Origin of the sequence: Nonomuraea sp. PA05 (assembly GCF_008086045.1) — a bacterium.
In the GTDB taxonomy this organism is placed as follows: Bacteria; Actinomycetota; Actinomycetes; order Streptosporangiales; family Streptosporangiaceae; genus Nonomuraea; species Nonomuraea monospora.
This window is the reverse complement of the sequence record NZ_VSEY01000051.1, coordinates 1-17,320: the sequence shown is the minus strand read 5'-3', so window position 1 is coordinate 17,320 and position 17,320 is coordinate 1. Positions and strand designations below refer to the sequence as shown.

Below are 17,320 nucleotides of genomic sequence, written 5' to 3'. Positions count from 1 at the left end.
AAGTAGAACATGATTCGGACGCAGAACTATATTCGGGCATGTGGCGAAATTTGTGGTGACCCCCGCGAACCCGGCGCAGCGGGAGGCGTGGGTCGGCGGAGCGTACCCCGACGTCGAACGGGTGCGCCCCGGCCTGTGGTCCGTCCCCGTGCCGATCCCCATCAACCCCCTCCGGTACGTGCTCGTCTACGTCCTCGAACTGCCCGGCGGGGTGGTCATCATCGACGCGGGCTGGAACACCGACGAGGCCTACGACGCCCTGGTGGCCGGCCTGGGCGTGGCCGGGTACGCGATCACCGACGTCAAGGGCGTCCTGGTCACCCACATCCACCCCGACCACTACGGCCTGGCGGGCCGCATCAGGGAGAGCTCGGGCGCCTGGATCGCGCTGCACCCGGCGGACGCCCGCCTGGTCCGCGAGCGCTACGACGACGAGGCCATCGACTCCCTCGTCCAGCGCGAGCGGGACCTGTTGCGCCGCTGCGGCGTGCCCGACCTGTCGCTGGACGAGCTGGCGGGCGCCTCCATGCGGATCAGGCACATGGTCTCGATGGCCAAGCCGGACCGCCTGGTCGAGGACGGCGACGACCTGGACCTGCCGGGCTGGGACCTGCGGGCCATCTGGACGCCCGGCCACTCACCCGGTCACCTGTGCTTCGTCTCGCCGGAACGCAAGGTGCTGTTCTCCGGCGACCACGTACTGGCGAAGATCACGCCCATGGTGGCCGTGCACCCCCAGTCGCCGCCGAACCCGCTGGCCGACTACCTCGACTCGCTCGACGCGGTGCGCAAGCTGGAGGTGGAGGAGGTGCTGCCCGCGCACGAGTACCGGTTCCTGGAGCTGACCGAGCGGGTGGACTCCGTGATGGCGCACCACGACGAGCGGCTGGCCGAGATCGAGCAGGTGGTGGCCGCGGCCGGCGGGGTGGCCTGCTGGGACGTGGCGACCCGGCTGACGTGGTCGCGGCCGTGGGAGACGATCCCGTCGTTCATGCGGCGCTCGGCCAACAACGAGACGCTGGCGCACCTGGTCTGGCTGGAGGCGAAGGGGCGGGTGGTCAAGGAGGCGGGCGAGCCGGACCTGTGGCATATGCCCTGAGGGCGGTTATCGTAGCGAGGACTAGAATGTTGTTCTCCTCGCCTGGGAGGTTCGATGCTTCGGTTCGATGACAGGGTCGCGATCATCACGGGGGCCGGGCACGGCCTCGGCAGATCGCACGCGCTCCTGCTGGCCGAACGGGGCGCCAAGGTCGTCGTCAACGACCTCGGCGGCGCGCTCGACGGCACGGGCGCCTCGGCGGGCCCGGCGGCCGAGGTGGCCGACCTCATCGTCAAGAACGGCGGCCAGGCCGTGGCCAACGCCGACAACATCGCCACCCCCGAGGGCGCCAAGGCCGTCGTGCAGGCCGCCGCGGACGCGTTCGGCAGGGTCGACATCGTCGTCAACAACGCCGGCATCCTGCGCGACAAGTCGTTCGGCAAGATGACGGTCGAGGAGTTCGACGCGGTGCTGGCCGTGCACGTACGCGGCTCCTACCTCGTCAGCCAGGCCGCCTACCCGCTGATGAAGGCGGCCGGCTACGGCCGGATCGTCAACACCTCCAGCCCCGCCGGCCTGTTCGGCAACTTCGGCCAGGCCAACTACTCCACCGCCAAGATGGGCCTGGTCGGCCTGACCAAGACGCTCGGCATCGAGGGCGCGCGCAACGGCATCAAGGCCAACGCCATCGCGCCCGTCGCCTGGACCAGGATGACCGAGGCGCTGCTGCCGGCCGAGTTCGAGGCCAAGTTCACGCCGGAGCGGGTCAGCGCGCTGGTCGCCTACCTCGTGCACGAGTCGTGCGAGGCCACCGGCGAGGTGTTCACGGTCGGGGGCGGCAAGGTGGCGCGGGTGTTCGTGGCCGAGGGGCCTGGATGGAAGACCGACGACCTGACGCCCGAGGCGATCGCGGAGAACTGGGGGTCGGTGATGACCGAGCAGCCGTACGTGCTGACGGCTGCCGACTCCATGAAGAACATGCTCTAGTCGGCCTGGACGGCGGAAGGTGACGCGCCGGTCCCCGGGTGAAGGGGGCCGGCGCTTTCGCGTTCTAGGACAAATGGGGTAATAAGCGGGCTTTGTTCGATCTTCGGCGGAAGTTGGGGGAGTTTGGTCGATCCTCACTCTTGATTTGCCTCTTCGGTGATCTTATTGTCGCGGCATGACCCCCCAGCCGGGCTCCGCCGGCGACGTGCTGACGCTGATCAGCGCGGGCTCCGCGACGACCCGTTCCGATCTGGCGAGGCTCACCGGCCTGGCCAGATCCACGATCTCCCAGCGCGTGGACGCGCTGATCGAGCGCGGCCTCGTCGAGGAGACCGAGAGCGGCGAGTCCACCGGCGGGCGCCCACCGCGCCAGCTCCGCCTGCACACCGAGGACCACGCCTTCGCGGGCGTGGACCTGGGCGCCACCCACTGCCGGGTCGTCCTCATGGACATCTCGGGCGACGTGCTGGCCGAGTGCGAGGACGGGCTGCTGATCGGTGAGGGCCCGGAGAAGGTGCTCGCCCACGTGGACCAGCGGCTCGACCGGTTGCTCGGCCAGGCGGGGCGGCCTCGCGGCGCCCTGCGGGCCATCGGGATCGGCGTGCCGGGGCCGGTGGAGTTCGCCACCGGACGGCCGAACAACCCGCCGATCATGCCCGGCTGGAACGACTACCCCGTCCCCGAGTACTTCGAGGGCGTCGAGGTCCTGGTGGACAACGACGTCAACGTGATGGCGCTGGGCGAGCACCGGGGCGCCTTCGCCGACACCAGGCACCTGCTGTTCGTCAAGGTCGGCACCGGCATCGGCTGCGGCATCATGGCCGAGGGCAAGCTGCACAGGGGCGCGCAGGGCTCGGCCGGCGACATCGGGCACATCAGGGTCAGCGGCCATGAGGACGCCGGCTGCCGGTGCGGCAACAGCGCCTGCCTGGAGGCCGTGGCCGGCGGCGCCGCCATCGCGCGGCGGCTGACCGAGCTGGGCCTGGCGGCCGAGACCGGCGCCGACGTGGTGGCGCTCGTCCAGTCGGGCAACACCCAGGCGCTGCGCCTGGTCAGGGAGGCGGGCCGGCTCATCGGCGAGGTGCTGGCGAGCCTGGTCAACTTCTTCAACCCCGAGGTCATCGTGATCGGCGGCGCGCTGTCACGGGTGCACGAGCACCTGCTGGCCGGCATCAGGGAGACGGTCTACCGCAGGTCGCTCCCGCTGGCCACGCACCACCTGTCCATCACCCCCAGTCGTACGGGGATCAACGCCGCCGCACTCGGCGCGGGGATCCTCGCCATCGAGCACTACCTGTCACCCGACAACATCAACCGCATCGTCAACGCCTGAAAGGGACCTCCCGATGCTGGTCATGAAGGGCATCGTCAAACAGTTCCCCGGCGTGCGCGCGCTGGACGGGGTCGATCTGGACGTCAAGGCGGGCGAGGTGCACTGCCTGCTCGGCCAGAACGGCGCCGGCAAATCCACTTTGATCAAAGTGCTGGCCGGAGTGCACCAGCCGGACGAGGGCACGATCTCGTTCAACGGTACGGAGGTGCGCCCCGGCAGCCCCATCGACGCCATCAAGCTCGGCTTCGCCACCATCTACCAGGAGCTCGACCTGGTCGACGGGCTCAGCGTGGCCGAGAACATCTTTCTCGGCCACGAGCACGCCCGCCTCGGCTTCGTGAACAGGGCCGCGGGCCGGCGCGCCACCCGCGAGGTGCTGGAGCGCCTGGGCCACCCGGAGATCCGCCCCTCGACCGAGGTGGGGCGGCTGTCCCCGGCGGCCAAGCAGGTCGTCTCGATGGCTCGCGCGCTCTCCCACGAGGCGCGCCTGATCATCATGGACGAGCCCTCGGCCGCGCTCGCCCACGACGAGGTGGCCAACCTCTTCCGCATCATCCGCGAGCTGACCGCACAGGGCGTGGCCGTCGTCTACATCTCCCACCGCCTGGAGGAGATCCGCGAGATCGGCGACCGCGTCACGGTGCTCAAGGACGGCCGCACGGTCGCGGTCGGCCTGCCCGCCCGTGACACGCCGACGACGCAAATCGTTTCGCTCATGACGGGCCGCAACGTCGAGTACGTCTTCCCGCCCAGGGGCGGGCGCAAGCTCGGCGAGGAGGTGCTCCGCGTCGAGGCCCTGACCTCGCCGGGGGTCTTCAAGGACGTCTCGTTCTCCGTGCGGGCGGGCGAGATCGTCGGCCTGGCCGGGCTCGTCGGCTCGGGCCGCTCGGAGATCCTGGAGGCCGTCTACGGCGCCCGCTCCGCGAGCGGCAAGGTGCTGCTGGACGGCCGCCAGGTGCGCCGCGGCGTGGTCGGCACCGTCAGGAACGGCATGGGCCTGGCCCCCGAGGAACGCAAGGCTCAGGCCCTGCTCCTCGACCAGAGCGTCACCGCCAACATCACGCTGGGCAGCCTGCCGGGCTTCGCCAGGTTCGGCTGGCTCGACCGCAAGCGGGAGCGGACCGAGGCCAAGCGGCTGTCGGAGATGCTGGACATCCGCCCACCCGACCCGGAACGCCCGATCAGGACCCTGTCGGGCGGCAACCAGCAGAAGGCCGTGCTCGCCCGCTGGCTGCTCGGCGGGCGCAAGCTGCTGCTGCTCGACGAGCCGACCCGCGGCGTGGACGTGGGCGCCAGGGCCGAGCTGTACGCGGTCATCCACGACCTGGCCGAGCAGGGCATCGGCGTGCTGCTGGTCTCCAGCGAGGTGCCCGAGGTGCTCGGCCTCGCCGATCGGGTGCTGGTGCTGCGCGAGGGGTCCGTCATTCACGAGGGGGAGGCGGCCGAGCTGGACGAGCACCGCGTACTGGACATGATCATGAATGGGAGGGCGGCGTGATGGGGGGACCCACGACGAAGGCCGCACCGGCGCTGCCGTCGATCCGCGGCGTCAGCGAGATGCGGCACCTCGGCCTGGTCGGCGCGCTGGCGCTGCTGGTCGTCGTCGGCCTGGTGACCAGGCCGGACAACTTCCTCACGGCGTCCAACCTGGTGAGCATCCTGTCGCTGGCGGCCACGATCGGCGTCATCACGGTCGGCATGACGTTCGTGATCATCGGAGGCGGCATCGACCTGTCGGTCGGCGCGATCATGGCGCTGGCCAGCGTGTGGGCCACCACACTGGCGACGCAGTCGTACGGGCCGGTCGTGATGGCCGTCTGCGCGCTCCTCGTCGGCACCGGAGCGGGGCTGGTCAACGGATTACTGATCGCCTACGGGCGGATGGTGCCGTTCATCGCCACGCTGGCCATGCTGGTGGCCGCACGAGGGCTCGCGCAGCGCATGTCGGACCGCAAGACCCAGCTCATCCAGGCGGAGAACTCCGCGATCGTGGAGCTCTCGACCACCCGGTGGCTCGGCATCCCGCTGCTGGTCTACATCTTCGCGCTGGTCGTCGTGCTGGGCTGGATCGTGCTCAACCGCACGACGTTCGGGCGGCGCACGTACGCGGTGGGCGGCAACCCCGAGGCGGCCCGCCTGGCAGGCATCGACGTACGCAGGCACACGATGCTGCTGTACGCGCTGTCGGGCCTGTGCTGCGGCATCGCGGCCATCCTGATCATGGCTCGCACCACCACGGGCTCCTCCACCCACGGCGACCTGTACGAGCTCGACGCCATCGCCGCCGTGATCATCGGCGGCACGCTGCTCACCGGGGGCCGGGGCACCATCGTGGGCTCCATCCTGGGCCTGCTGATCTTCACCCTCATCACCAACCTGTTCATCCTCAACGGGCTCAACACCAGCGACCAGCTGATCGCCAAGGGCCTGATCATCGTCGTCGCCGTCCTTCTCCAGCGGCGGAATCTGAAGGAGAGAGCACCATGAGTGACAACGTCGCGCGCCGGGGATTCCTCATCGGCGGACTCGGCGGAGCCGCGCTGTTAGCGGCGGGCTGCACCAGCAACGAGCCCGCGGCGAGCCCCACCAGTGCCGCGCCCGCGCCCGCTCCGGCGGCCAGCGGCAACGACCAGCCCGGCACGAAGGTGGTGATCGGCTTCTCCGCGCCGGCGGCCGACCACGGCTGGATCGCGGCCATCGCCAAGAACGCCGAGGCCACCGCGAAGCAGTACCCCGACATCGAGTTCAAGCCGGTCGAGCCGACCAACGACATCAACCAGCAGATCTCCGCCGTCGAGTCGCTGATCGCGGCCAAGGTGAACGCGCTGGTCATCCTGCCCAACGACGGCCAGCAGCTCAACCAGGTCGCGTTGCAGGCCACCGAGGCGGGCATCCCGGTCATCAACCTGGACCGGATCTTCCCCGACAAGCTCGCCTACCGCACCTGGGTGGGCGGCGACAACTACGGCATGGGCGTCGCGGCCGGCCACTACATCGGCAAGGACCTCAAGGCCAAGGGCGTGGCCAACCCGGTGATCGTCGAGATCCAGGGCATCGCCACGCTGCCGCTGACGCAGGACCGCAGCAAGGGCTTCGCCGACGCGCTCAAGGTCTACGGGTTCAAGGTCACGGCGCAGCAGGACGCCCAGTTCACCGTCGAGACGGGCAACGAGGTCGCCACCTCGCTGCTCCAGGCGCACAAGAAGATCGACGCGCTGTGGAACCACGACGACGACCAGGGCGTCGGCGTGCTGGCCGCGATCAAGGAAGCCAACCGCAACGAGTTCATCATGGTCGGCGGCGCAGGGTCGCTGAACGCGATGAAGGAGATCCAGTCGGGCACCTCGGTGCTCAAGGCCACCGTCACCTACTCGCCGACCATGGCCTCCTCAGCGATCAAGCTGGCGCGTCTGGTAGCACAGTCGAAGGGCATGAGTGATTTGGTGGAACGGCAGGTTCCGCAGTCCATCACGCTCGCGTCCGAGACCATCACCAAGGATAACGTCGAGCAGTACCTGTCACTCGGCTTCGAATCCTGATCCTGATCGGGGGTTGCATGTCAGACAGAACCACCATCGGCGTGGGCATGGTCGGCTACGCCTTCATGGGCCGCGTCCACTCCCAGGCCTGGCGCAGCGTCGGGGCGTTCTTCGACCTGCCGCTGGCGCCGCGCATGGCGGTGCTGGCGGGCCGGTCCAAGGAGCGCACCGAGGCCGCCGCGGCGCAACTCGGCTGGGCCGACATCGAGACGGACTGGAGAGAGCTGGTCAAGCGCGACGACGTGCAGATCGTCGACATCTGCACGCCCGGTGACTCCCACGCGGAGATCGCCATCGCCGCGTTGCAGGCCGGCAAGCACGTGATCTGCGAGAAACCGCTTGCCAACACCGTCGCCGAGGCCGAGGCCATGGTGGCGGCGGCCGCCGCCGCGCAGGGCAAGAGCATGGTGGCCTTCAACTACCGGCGGGTGCCCGCGATCGCGCTCGCCCGCCGGTACGTCGAGGAGGGCCGGCTCGGCGAGATCAGGCACGTGCGGGCACAGTACCTGCAAGACTGGATCGTCGACCCCGAGTTCCCGCTGGTCTGGCGGCTGCAGAAGGACAAGGCGGGCTCAGGGGCCCTCGGCGACATCGGCGCGCACATCGTCGACGCCGCCCAGTTCGTCACCGGGCAGAACGTGGTGGGCGTGTCGGCGCTGACCGAGACGTTCATCAAGGAACGCCCGCTGGCGACCGAGTCGGCCGGCCTCGGCGCGACCGGCTCCACCGCCAGGGGTGAGGTGACGGTGGACGACGCGGCCCTGTTCATCGGCCGGATGTCGGGCGGCGCGCTGGCCTCGTTCGAGGCCACCCGCTTCGCCAACGGGCGCAAGAACGCCATGCGCATCGAGATCAACGGCTCGCTCGGCAGCCTCGCCTTCGACTTCGAGGCCATGAACGAGCTGTGGCTCAGCGCCGGCGGCGGCGGCTTCGAGCGCATCCTGGTCACCGAGCCCGACCACCCGTATGTCGGCGCCTGGTGGCCGCCCGGCCACGGCCTCGGCTACGAGCACACCTTCACCCACGAGATCAAGGACTTCCTGGAGGCGGTCGCCACCGGCGCCGATCCGTCGCCGTCGTTCGCCGACGGGCTGCGGGTGCAGCGGGTGCTGGAGGCGGTCGAGCGCAGCGCGGCTGAGGGCAGCCGCTACACGAACGTGGAGGACTGATGCGACCAGTCACGCTGTTCACCGGACAGTGGGCCGATCTGCCGTTCGAGGAGGTGTGCAGGCTGGCCTCGGAATGGGGCTACGACGGCCTGGAGATCGCCTGCTCGGGCGACCACTTCGACGTGGCCCAGGCCGTGGCGGACCCCTCGTACGTGGAGCAGAAGCGCGCCCAGCTCGACAAGCACGGCCTGAAGGTGTGGACGATCTCCAACCACCTCGTCGGCCAGGCGATCTGCGACCACCCCATCGACGAGCGCCACAAGGCCATCCTCCCGGCGCGCGTCTGGGGCAACGGCGACCCCGAGTCGGTGCGCCAGGCCGCGGCCGAGGACATGAAGAACACCGCCCGCGCCGCCGCGCTGCTCGGCGTGGACACGGTGGTGGGCTTCACGGGCTCGTCGATCTGGCACGCGGTCGCGATGTTCCCGCCGGTGCCCGCCAGCATGGTGGAGGCCGGCTACCAGGACTTCGCCGACCGCTGGAACCCCATCCTCGACGTCTTCGACGAGGTGGGTGTGCGCTTCGCCCACGAGGTGCACCCGAGCGAGATCGCCTACGACTACCACACCACCGTGCGCACCCTGGAGGCCATCGGCCACCGGCCCGCGTTCGGCCTGAACTGGGACCCGTCCCACATGGTGTGGCAGGACCTCGACCCGGTCGGGTTCATCCTCGACTTCAAGGACCGCATCTACCACGTGGACTGCAAGGACACGCGGATGCGGGTCGGCGACGGGCGCAAGGGCCGCCTGTCGTCGCACCTGCCGTGGGCCGACATGCGCAGGGGCTGGGACTTCGTCTCCACCGGCCGCGGCGACGTGCCGTGGGAGGACTGCTTCCGCGCGCTCAACTCCATCGGGTACGAGGGGCCGATCTCGATCGAGTGGGAGGACGCCGGGATGGACCGGCTCGACGGGGCGAAGGAGGCGCTGGGCTACATCCGCAAGCTCAACTCCATCACCCCGCCGGCGACGTCCTTCGACGCCGCCTTCTCCACCGAGTAAGACCTTGTGCGGGGCCGTCCCCCGGGGGCGGCCCCGCCTTCGTACGTCAGTCCAGTGCGTCAGTCCATGAGGACGATCTGGCGCAGCACCTCGCCGCCCTTGAGCGCCGCCACGGCGTCGTTCAGGTCGGTCAGGCGGATGCGGGCGCTGATCATCGACTCCAGGTCGAGCAGGCCGGTCTTGTGCAGCTTGGCGAAGTAGGGGAAGTCGTGCCGGACGTCCGCCTCGCCGTACAGGCTGGACAGCAGGTTCTTGCCCTCGAAGAGCAGGCTGAAGGCGGAGATGGAGACCATGTCGTCCATCGCGCCCGCGCCGACGATGATGACGTCGCCGCCCTGGCGGGCCAGCTTCCAGGTGTTCTGGATCGTGGCCGACTTGCCGACCACCTCGAAGGCGTAGTCGAAGCCGCCGCCGCCCGTGAGCTCGTTCAGCGCGTCGGCGGCCTGGTCGGGGGTGACCGCGTGGGTCGCGCCGACCTTCCTGGCCAGCTCGTGCTTGGACTCCAGCGGGTCCACCGCGAGGATCGTCCTGGCGCCGGAGACACGGGCGCCCTGGATGACGGACAGGCCGACGCCGCCGCAGCCGACCACCGCGACGGTGGAGCCCGGGCGCACCTTCGCCGTGTTGAGCGCGGCGCCGACGCCGGTCGTGATGCCGCAGCCGATCAGGGCCGCCGCCTCCCACGACACGTCCTCGTCGATCTTGATCGCGCCCTGCCACGGCACGACGATCTCCTCGGCCCAGGTGCCGCACCCGGCCATGCCGAACACCGTCGTCCCGTCGCCGAGCCGGAAGTTGCCCTTGCTGAAGGACTCGATGACGTACTTCATGCACAGGAACGGCTGGCCGCCCACGCACAGCTCGCACTCCTGGCAGGCCGGGCGCCAGCTGATCACGACGTGGTCGCCCGGTTTCACGGACGTGACGTGCTCGCCCACCTCGACCACCTCACCCGCGCCCTCGTGGCCCAGGATGAGCGGCACGGGCTGGGGCAGCACGCCGGTCATGGCCGACAGGTCGGAGTGGCAGACGCCCGTCGCCCTGATCCGGACGCGCACGTCGGCCGGGCCGACGGGGGCCAGGGTGACGTCGTCGCGGATGTCGAGCTTGTCGTTGCCTACGGCGTGCAGGATCGCGGCGCGCATTGGGGGTTCCTCCTCGTTGCCTGCGGGCTATTCCTCGAGGGACAGAGCGGCTTTCGGGCAGGACCTGACCGCGTGGCGGACGCGGTCCTGCATGTCTGGGGGTGGTTCCGGCAGCAGGATGTGAAGCTGGTCGTCGTCGTCCACCTCGAACACTTCCGGCGCGAGCCCCATGCACACGGCGTTGGCCTCGCAGACCAGCTCGTCCACCTTGACCTTCATGTGAGCCTCCTGTGGTCCCATGAGACCACTTTCGTGCGCTCGACGACGTACGCAACCCGCTTGCGCCCTGTTTTCTCCACATACGGGAGCAGCAGGTCGTCGGATACGCCCGGGGTCATCCGGCGGGCGATCGCCAGGCCGACGGCGATGACCCGGTCGCGGTCGTCCACCTGCACGGCCTTGCCGTACACCAGGACGCCGCGCAGCTCGTTGTAGTCGTCGCCGGCCTCCACGAGACAGCTCACCCGGGGGTCGCGGCCCAGGTTGCGGGTCTTCTGCGCCTTGGCGTAGGTCCAGAAGGCGATCCGGCCCTCGTCGAGGCCGTAGAACATGGTCACGAGGTGCGGGGTGCCGTCCGCGTTGATGGTCGCGAGCTGCAGCTTGCGCGAGCCCTCCAGGAAGGCGGTGACCTCGTCGTCCGACATGGCGATGCGAGCGCGCTGATTCACGCTGCCAAGTAGAACAGGTTGCAGAACGGCCCTGCAAGAGTCGGTTGGAATGTTATTCGGTTCGGCTAGGGTGCATGCCTATGACGATGCCGTCAGCGCTGCTTCACGCGGCGAGACACGCCAAGGGGTTCATGCCTCCAGAAGAGGGGCTGGCCCTGTACGAGACGGCCTGCCGGTACGGCAAGCTCGGTCCCATCTGCGAGATCGGCACCTACTGCGGCAAGTCGGCCATCTACCTCGGCGCCGCCGCCCGCCAGAGCGGGTCGGTGGTCGTCACGGTGGACCACCACCGGGGCTCCGAGGAGATCCAGCCCGGCTGGGCGCACCACGACCCGACCCTGGTCGATCCCCGGTTCGGCAAGATGGACTCGCTGCCGACCTTCCGGGCCACGATCGCCTACGCCGGGCTGGAGGAGGAGGTGATCGCCATCGTCGGCAGGTCGGAACGGGTCGCCGAGCTGTGGAACTCGCCGCTGGGCATGCTGTTCATCGACGGCGGCCACTCCGAGGAGCCCGTGACCCGCGACTACGAGGGCTGGGCGCCGCACGTGACGACGGGCGGGGCGCTGGTCTTCCACGACGTCTTCCCCGACCCGGCGCACGGCGGGCAGGCGCCGTACCGGGTCTACCGGCGGGCGCTGGAGTCCGGCGCGTTCGAGGAGGTGGCGGTCGCCGGCTCGCTGCGCGTCCTGGAGCGGGTCGGGCCGGGCGTCTAGTAGCGGTGGCGGCGGGTCCAGGAGCGGCGGGTCTGCGACTGCCAGCTCTGGAAGTCCTCGTGCGTGTGCGCCTCGTGGCCGAGCGCGATCAGCGCCCGGTCGGTCCACGAGGCCGCCTCCTCCGCGCCGGCGCCCGCCAGGATCGGCGCCGCCTGCGCCGCGTGGCCGGGTAGCTCGCCCGAGCGCAGGCGCGCCGCCAGCGCGAAGGCGCACCCCTGCGCCAGGTACGCGCGGAAGCCGTCGGCGCCCGCCCGCTCGGTCAGCCACCACAGCTCGTCCGCCTCGGCGCCGCCCGTGTACGCCGCCGCGAACCCCACCCCGCTCCACAGGTCGGCCCGCCGCGGGATGGGAAAGCCGCCGATCCTGGCGGAGACGTCGTCGGGCGCGCCACCCTCGTGGTACCAGAGCAGCCGCCCCAGCCCCTGGTCGAACAGCGCGCAGTGCGCCCTGGTGAGCAGGTCGGGCATGGTGCGCTCGCCCACCATGCGATCGGCCCTGGACAGGCTCCACTGGAAGCCGAACCCGTCCACGGCCAGCCACCGCAGCAGCGGGTGCGCCCGCCGCGCGCCCCACACCGGGCGCAGCCGCAGCAGCGCGTACGCGCGGCCCGCGCCCAGGTAGGCGGCGTGGCGGTGATGTTGGGCGGGGCCGGCCAGTAGCTCGTGAAGGCGCCGGCCCCGGGTCAGGGTGAGCAGGTCGAGCGTCGTGCAGGCGGCCGCGGCCCCCTCGTAGGCGAAGGGACGCTGCTCGTCCGGGATCGCCTCGACCTTCTCGACTTCTCGTGACATCACCGCGTTGTAACCGAAGACGTACGATCGCTCGGACTTCATGAAGACCGTCCGCGAGGCTCCGCCCCTGTGCCGGAATCGGCGCCGGCCCAGATCGGACTCCAGCGGATCCTTGGCCAGGAACCGCCGCAGCCCCCTGGCCCCGGACAGTGCAGGCTCCGGTGTCGGGTCGGTCCTGACCTGGTCCAAGAACGATGGTGTGCCCGTGTCGCCCACGCTTCCCCCGAAGACGCCTCGTACGTCACTCAGAAGCTAGTAAGCCCGCTGAGCGACCCATCGGCGGCGCACCGGCCCGTACGGGCAAAGAACCCGCAAAAGCGGTTGTACGGGCCTCTCAGAGGCCCTCAGTGTGCACGGCCGCGCACCCGCACACCTCCGGATCGAACACCGCGGTTCCGTCGATGTCACGAAACAGCCCGCCACCCGGCGAGAGCCCGAGCAGCGCGTCGGCCGCCAGGACGACCGCGGCGGCGGTGTAGCCGGAACGCTCGTGCGGATAGTGCTTGCGGTTGACGAACTGCCAGCCCGTCCAGTACGAGCCGTCCTCGTGCCGCAGGTGCTGCATGTCGGCGAAGAGCGCGCGCGCCCGCTCGCCGTCGCCCAGCGCGTCGAGCGCCAGCACCAGCTCGCACGTCTCCGCCCCCGTCACCCACGGCTGGTCGGAGACGCACCGGATGCCGAGACCCGGTACCACGAACGTCGGCCACTCGCGCTCCAGCAGCTCCAACGCCTGCGCCCCGCGCACCGCCCCGCCCAGCACCGGGTAGTACCAGTCCATGGAGAAGCGGCTCTTGTCCGCGAACGCCTCGGGATGCGCCGACAGCACGTGGGCCAGCCGGTCGGCGGCCAGCTCCCAGTGCGGCTGCGGGTCGCCCAGGTGGTCGGCGAGCAGCACGCCGCAGCGCAGCCCCTGGTGGATGGAGGAGCAGCCGGTCAGCAGCGCGTACGCCCCCGGCCTGCCGTGCGCGTCGCGCTCCCAGACGATCTCGCCCCGCTCGGTCTGCAGCCCCGCCACGAAGTCGAGCGCGGCCTTGACCATCGGCCAGCTCTCCTCGGTGAAGCGCCGGTCGCCGGTGACGAGGTGGTGGTGCCACACGCCGACCGCGATGTAGGCGGCGTGGTTGGTCTCGCCGTTCGGCTCCGTCGGCACGCCGTCCACGAGCTTCATCGGCCAGGCGCCGTCGGCCCGCTGGTGGCGGGCCAGCCAGCCGTAGCCGCGGCGGACCGGCTCGGCCAGGCCCGCCACGGACATCGCCATGAGGCACTCGATGTGGTTCCAGGCGTCCACGTGGCCCTCCGGCCACGGCACGCCGCCGTCGTCCTGCTGGATCGCCGCGATGCTCTCGGCCGTCCGTACGACCTCCTCGCGGGAGATCATGGCTTCCGCACGTACAGGACCACGCTCTTGCCGATGACCGGGTTGAGCACGGCCTCGGCGATCCTGGTGGCGGCGGGGCGCTTCATGATGTCCCACACCAGCAGCTCGTGGTACGCCTTGGCGAGCGGGTGGTCGTCGTTGTTGACGCCGACCGCGCACTTGATCCACCAGTACGGCGCGTGCAGGCCGTGAGCGTGGTGGTGGGGGCCGATCACGAAGCCGATGGACTTCAGCTTGGCCGACAGCTCGGCGAGCGTGTAGATGCGGACGTGGCCGCCGGGAGCGGTGTGGTAGTCCTCGTCCAGCGCCCAGCAGATGCGCTCGGGCAGGAAGCTCGGCACGGTCACGGCCGCGGTGCCGCCGGGCTTGAGCACCCGGAAGATCTCGCGCATGGCCGCCATGTCGTCGGGGATGTGCTCCAGCACCTCCGCAGCGATCACCCGGTCGAAGCTGTCGTCCTCGAACGGCATGTCCAGCGCGGTGCCCTGGACGGTCTCGCCGGTGGCGCCGTCGGGCACCTCGCCCGCCTTGTCCATGGCCGCGAACATGTTCGACACGCCGTCCAGCTCGGACTGGTCCATGTCGAACGCGATCACGTCCGCCCCCCGGCGCAGCACCTCGAAGGCGTGCCTGCCGCCGCCGCAGCCCAGGTCGAGCACGCGCACGCCCGGGCCGACGGGAAGCCGGGCGAAGTCCACGGTCAGCACTGGTCAGCCTCTCCTCTTGTGGTTCTCGATGGCCTCGTGGTACGCCTCGACGGTTCGCTTGGCCACGACGTGCCAGGTGTAGCGCTCCATGACGCGGTCGTAGCCGGCCTTGCCGACCCGCTCGCGTTCCTCCGGCGAGTCGTGCAGCCGGCGCAGCACCGCGGCCAGCTCCTCGGCGTCGCCCGGCGGCACCTGGACGGCCGCGTCGCCGACGACCTCGGGCAGCGCGCCCGTACGGCTGGCGACCAGCGGCGTGGCGCAGGCCATGTGCTCGACGGCGGGCAGCGAGAAGCCCTCGTACAGGGACGGCACGACCGAGATCTCCGAGGTGGCGATCAGCTCGCCCAGCTCGTCGTCGGAGATGCCGTGCACGAAACGCACCCGGTCCTGCAGCGACAGCTCCTGCACGAGCTGCTCGGTGGGGCCGCCGGGGGTGGGCTTGCTGACGACGGTCAGGTTCACGTCGCGCTCGGTGGCCAGCTTCGCGACCGCGCGCAGCAGCGTGGCGACGCCCTTCATGGGGGAGTCGGCGCTGGCCACGGCCACGATCGAGCCCCTGCGCCGCGGCTTGTCAGGCCGCGGGTGGAAGTAGCGGGTGTCCACGCCGAGCGGGATCAGGCGCATGTTGGCCTGCGGGACGTTGAAGTCGCGGTGGATGTCGGCCAGCGACGACTCGCTGACGGTCAGGATCGGGCTCAGCTTCGGCGCGACGCGCGACTGCATCTTCACGAAGCCGTACCAGCGGCGCATCGTGAGCTTCTTGACGCCCTTGGCGGCCTCCAGCTCGATGCGGCGGTCCACGCTGATCGGGTGGTGGATGGTGCCGACCACGGGGAACAGCTTCTGGATGCCGAGCAGGCCGTACCCGAGGGTCTGGTTGTCCTGCACGACGTCGAAGTCGCCGACGCGCTTCTTGAGCTCGCGGTGGGCCCGCAGCGTGAACGTCAGCGGCTCGGGGAACCCGGCGGTCCACATGGTGCCGACTTCCAGCCAGTCGATCCAGTCGCGGTATTCGTGCAGCTTGGGCGTTCTGAACGGGTCTTCGTCGCGGTAGAGGTCGAGGCTGGGCACCTTCCGGAGGATGACGCCCTCGTCCAGCTCGGGGTAGGGCTGGCCGGAGAACACCTCGACGTGGTGCCCGAGCGTGATCAGCTCCCGGCTCAGATGGCGGAGGTAGACCCCCTGACCGCCACAGGTGGGCTTGCTGCGGTAGGACAGAAGCGCGATCCGCAGCCTTCGCTCCCGCACGGACACCCCTTTCTCCGCCGGTAGGGCCCGGAGCCGGGCGTGTACCGTGAAAGATGACCTTAGTCCGAGAAGGCTACCATTCGGTAGGTCGGCTGGAATTGTTCACAATGTCCGTCGCAGGGCGTGCGAACTGCGACATTGCTGTAACCGAGCGTGGTTCGGTGGAACGTGTTCTATGTGGCCTGATGTCCTTGCGGGGTGCTTAGCTGTACATTCCCGTCTCAAAGGGACAGGGCAGGCGATAGTTGGAGGACCCCTTGGCCAGGCGCGCTCTGATCACCGGCATCACCGGCCAGGACGGTTCCTATCTCGCGGAGCACCTGCTGGAGCAGGGGTACGAGGTCTGGGGGCTGGCCCGCGGGCAGGCGAACCCGCGCGTGTCCCGGATGCGGAAACTGCTCACGGACGTCCGCGTGGTGCGGGGGGATCTGCTGGACCAGGGGTCGCTGATCTCCGCCGTCGAGCGGGTGCAGCCGGATGAGGTGTACAACCTGGGGGCGATCTCGTTCGTGCCCATGTCGTGGGAGCAGGCGGAGCTCACGGCCGAGGTGACCGGGATGGGCGTGCTGCGCATGCTGGAGGCGATCCGGGTGTGCTCGGGCGTGTCGCGAGGCGTCTCCCCGGGCTCTTCTGGCGCGGGCCGCTCTTCCAACGCGAGCGGCTCTTCCAACGCGGGCGGCTCTTCTGGCGCGAGCGGATCTTCTGACGCGGGCGGCGCTTCTGACGCGGGCGGACAGATCCGCTTTTATCAGGCTTCGTCCTCCGAGATGTTCGGGCAGGTCAGCGAGACCCCCCAGAACGAGCGCACCGCCTTCCACCCGCGCTCCCCGTACGGCGTGGCCAAGGCCTACGGGCACTTCCTCACCCAGAACTACCGCGAGTCGTACGGGATGTACGCGGTGTCCGGGATCCTGTTCAACCACGAGTCGCCGCGGCGCGGCGCCGAGTTCGTCACCAGGAAGGTGGCGCTCGGGGTGGCCCGCATCAAGCTGGGGCTCGCCACCGAGCTGCGGCTGGGGAACCTGGAGGCGCGGCGCGACTGGGGGTTCGCCGGCGACTACGTGAAGGCGATGCACCTGATGCTGCAGGCCGCCAAGCCCGAGGACTACGTGATCGGGACCGGGCGGATGAAGTCGGTCAGGGAACTCGTCGAGGCGGCCTTCAGCGCTGCTGGGCTGGAGTGGGAGCGGTACGTCGTCACGGACCAGACGTTGCATCGGCCGGCGGAGGTGGATCTGCTTTGTGCGGATCCCAAGAAGGCTCGGGTGCAGTTGGGGTGGGAGCCTCGGGTTTCGTTCGATGAGCTGGTGGCCATGATGGTCGAGGCTGATTTGCGGTTGCTCACTGATGGTGGGGATCCGCATGATGACAGCTCCTGGCCGTGAGGGGTGGGGTTGGCTGTGATTCCTGTCACTTCTGGGGTGGCTGGTCTCTGAGGCGGGGACGTTAGGCGCCTTTCGCGTCCCTTTCCTGTGGCGCTCTGCCACGTTCTGTCCTCCGCCCACCCCCCCCCCCCCCCCCCCCCCCCGCCCCCCTCCCCCCCCCCCCCCCCCCCCCCCCCCCCCCCCCCCCCCCCCCCCCCCCCCCCCCCCCCCCCCC

Annotated in this window: 17 protein-coding genes; 10 read left to right on the top strand and 7 right to left on the bottom strand. The window is 70.1% G+C overall.

All coding sequences use genetic code 11. The features are described 5' to 3' along the window. Positions 1 to 40: 40 nt before the first annotated feature. The 8 genes from FXF51_RS51110 to FXF51_RS51075 all read left to right on the top strand — a co-directional run bounded on the left by FXF51_RS51110 (position 41) and on the right by FXF51_RS51075 (position 9,071). The gene (locus tag FXF51_RS51110; RefSeq protein WP_262380435.1) at positions 41 to 1,099 is read left to right on the top strand and encodes an MBL fold metallo-hydrolase; all 1,059 of its coding nucleotides are present in this window, start codon (positions 41 to 43) and stop codon (positions 1,097 to 1,099) included. Between the two features lie 54 nt (positions 1,100 to 1,153). Next, on the top strand, positions 1,154 to 2,026 hold the full coding sequence (locus tag FXF51_RS51105) for an SDR family oxidoreductase (protein WP_148442103.1): 873 nt from the start codon (positions 1,154 to 1,156) through the stop codon (positions 2,024 to 2,026). Between the two features lie 175 nt (positions 2,027 to 2,201). After that, positions 2,202 to 3,359, top strand: coding sequence for an ROK family transcriptional regulator (locus tag FXF51_RS51100; RefSeq protein WP_148442102.1), 1,158 nt, complete (start codon positions 2,202 to 2,204; stop codon positions 3,357 to 3,359). A 13-nt stretch (positions 3,360 to 3,372) separates the two neighbouring features. Continuing rightward, positions 3,373 to 4,857, top strand: a complete 1,485-nt coding sequence (locus tag FXF51_RS51095; RefSeq protein WP_148442101.1) for a sugar ABC transporter ATP-binding protein — start codon at positions 3,373 to 3,375, stop codon at positions 4,855 to 4,857. After that, positions 4,857 to 5,846: an ABC transporter permease gene (locus FXF51_RS51090; RefSeq protein ID WP_148442163.1), complete on the top strand. Its 990-nt coding sequence runs from the start codon at positions 4,857 to 4,859 to the stop codon at positions 5,844 to 5,846. Before FXF51_RS51095 ends, FXF51_RS51090 begins: the two co-directional genes overlap by 1 nt. Next, complete coding sequence (locus tag FXF51_RS51085) at positions 5,843 to 6,898, top strand: ABC transporter substrate-binding protein (protein ID WP_148442100.1); 1,056 nt, start codon at positions 5,843 to 5,845, stop codon at positions 6,896 to 6,898. The genes FXF51_RS51090 and FXF51_RS51085 overlap by 4 nt, the downstream gene beginning before the upstream one ends. Positions 6,899 to 6,915: 17 nt before the next feature. After that, positions 6,916 to 8,067 carry a Gfo/Idh/MocA family protein gene (locus tag FXF51_RS51080; protein WP_148442099.1) on the top strand — a complete coding sequence of 384 codons (1,152 nt, stop codon included), beginning with the start codon at positions 6,916 to 6,918 and terminating at the stop codon, positions 8,065 to 8,067. Further along, the gene (locus tag FXF51_RS51075; RefSeq protein WP_148442098.1) at positions 8,064 to 9,071 is read left to right on the top strand and encodes a sugar phosphate isomerase/epimerase family protein; all 1,008 of its coding nucleotides are present in this window, start codon (positions 8,064 to 8,066) and stop codon (positions 9,069 to 9,071) included. Before FXF51_RS51080 ends, FXF51_RS51075 begins: the two co-directional genes overlap by 4 nt. 59 nt (positions 9,072 to 9,130) lie before the next feature. On the opposite strand, the gene FXF51_RS51070 is transcribed toward FXF51_RS51075, so the two are convergent. Genes FXF51_RS51070 through FXF51_RS51060 form a run of 3 tightly spaced genes read right to left on the bottom strand, consistent with a single transcriptional unit; the run spans position 9,131 to position 10,884 of the window. Next, entirely contained in the window at positions 9,131 to 10,216 is a 1,086-nt protein-coding gene (locus FXF51_RS51070) for a Zn-dependent alcohol dehydrogenase (RefSeq protein WP_148442097.1), read from the bottom strand. A 27-nt stretch (positions 10,217 to 10,243) separates the two neighbouring features. Beyond that, positions 10,244 to 10,435 carry a ferredoxin gene (locus tag FXF51_RS51065; protein WP_148442096.1) on the bottom strand — a complete coding sequence of 64 codons (192 nt, stop codon included), beginning with the start codon at positions 10,433 to 10,435 and terminating at the stop codon, positions 10,244 to 10,246. Continuing rightward, positions 10,432 to 10,884 (bottom strand): pyridoxamine 5'-phosphate oxidase family protein, encoded by a 453-nt coding sequence (locus FXF51_RS51060; RefSeq protein ID WP_148442095.1) that lies wholly within the window; start codon positions 10,882 to 10,884, stop codon positions 10,432 to 10,434. Before FXF51_RS51060 ends, FXF51_RS51065 begins: the two co-directional genes overlap by 4 nt. A 74-nt stretch (positions 10,885 to 10,958) precedes the next feature. Between FXF51_RS51060 and FXF51_RS51055 the strand changes: the two genes are divergently transcribed. Continuing rightward, the gene (locus FXF51_RS51055; RefSeq protein ID WP_148442094.1) at positions 10,959 to 11,600 is read left to right on the top strand and encodes a class I SAM-dependent methyltransferase; all 642 of its coding nucleotides are present in this window, start codon (positions 10,959 to 10,961) and stop codon (positions 11,598 to 11,600) included. Here the strand turns inward: FXF51_RS51055 and FXF51_RS51050 are convergent. The 4 genes from FXF51_RS51050 to FXF51_RS51035 form a co-directional block, all read right to left on the bottom strand. After that, positions 11,597 to 12,604: a DUF1702 family protein gene (locus tag FXF51_RS51050; RefSeq protein WP_262380434.1), complete on the bottom strand. Its 1,008-nt coding sequence runs from the start codon at positions 12,602 to 12,604 to the stop codon at positions 11,597 to 11,599. The two genes, FXF51_RS51055 and FXF51_RS51050, sit on opposite strands and share 4 nt — an antisense overlap. Positions 12,605 to 12,722: 118 nt before the next feature. Further along, on the bottom strand, positions 12,723 to 13,766 hold the full coding sequence (locus FXF51_RS51045) for a prenyltransferase (protein WP_148442092.1): 1,044 nt from the start codon (positions 13,764 to 13,766) through the stop codon (positions 12,723 to 12,725). Beyond that, entirely contained in the window at positions 13,763 to 14,473 is a 711-nt protein-coding gene (locus FXF51_RS51040) for a class I SAM-dependent methyltransferase (protein WP_187415023.1), read from the bottom strand. Before FXF51_RS51040 ends, FXF51_RS51045 begins: the two co-directional genes overlap by 4 nt. Before the next feature lie 3 nt (positions 14,474 to 14,476). Further along, entirely contained in the window at positions 14,477 to 15,727 is a 1,251-nt protein-coding gene (locus FXF51_RS51035; RefSeq protein ID WP_148442091.1) for a glycosyltransferase family 4 protein, read from the bottom strand. Positions 15,728 to 15,978: 251 nt separating this feature from the next. On the opposite strand from FXF51_RS51035, the gene FXF51_RS51030 reads away from it, so the two are divergent. Then, positions 15,979 to 17,106 carry a GDP-mannose 4,6-dehydratase gene (locus tag FXF51_RS51030; RefSeq protein ID WP_148442090.1) on the top strand — a complete coding sequence of 376 codons (1,128 nt, stop codon included), beginning with the start codon at positions 15,979 to 15,981 and terminating at the stop codon, positions 17,104 to 17,106. Positions 17,107 to 17,320: the final 214 nt, after the last annotated feature.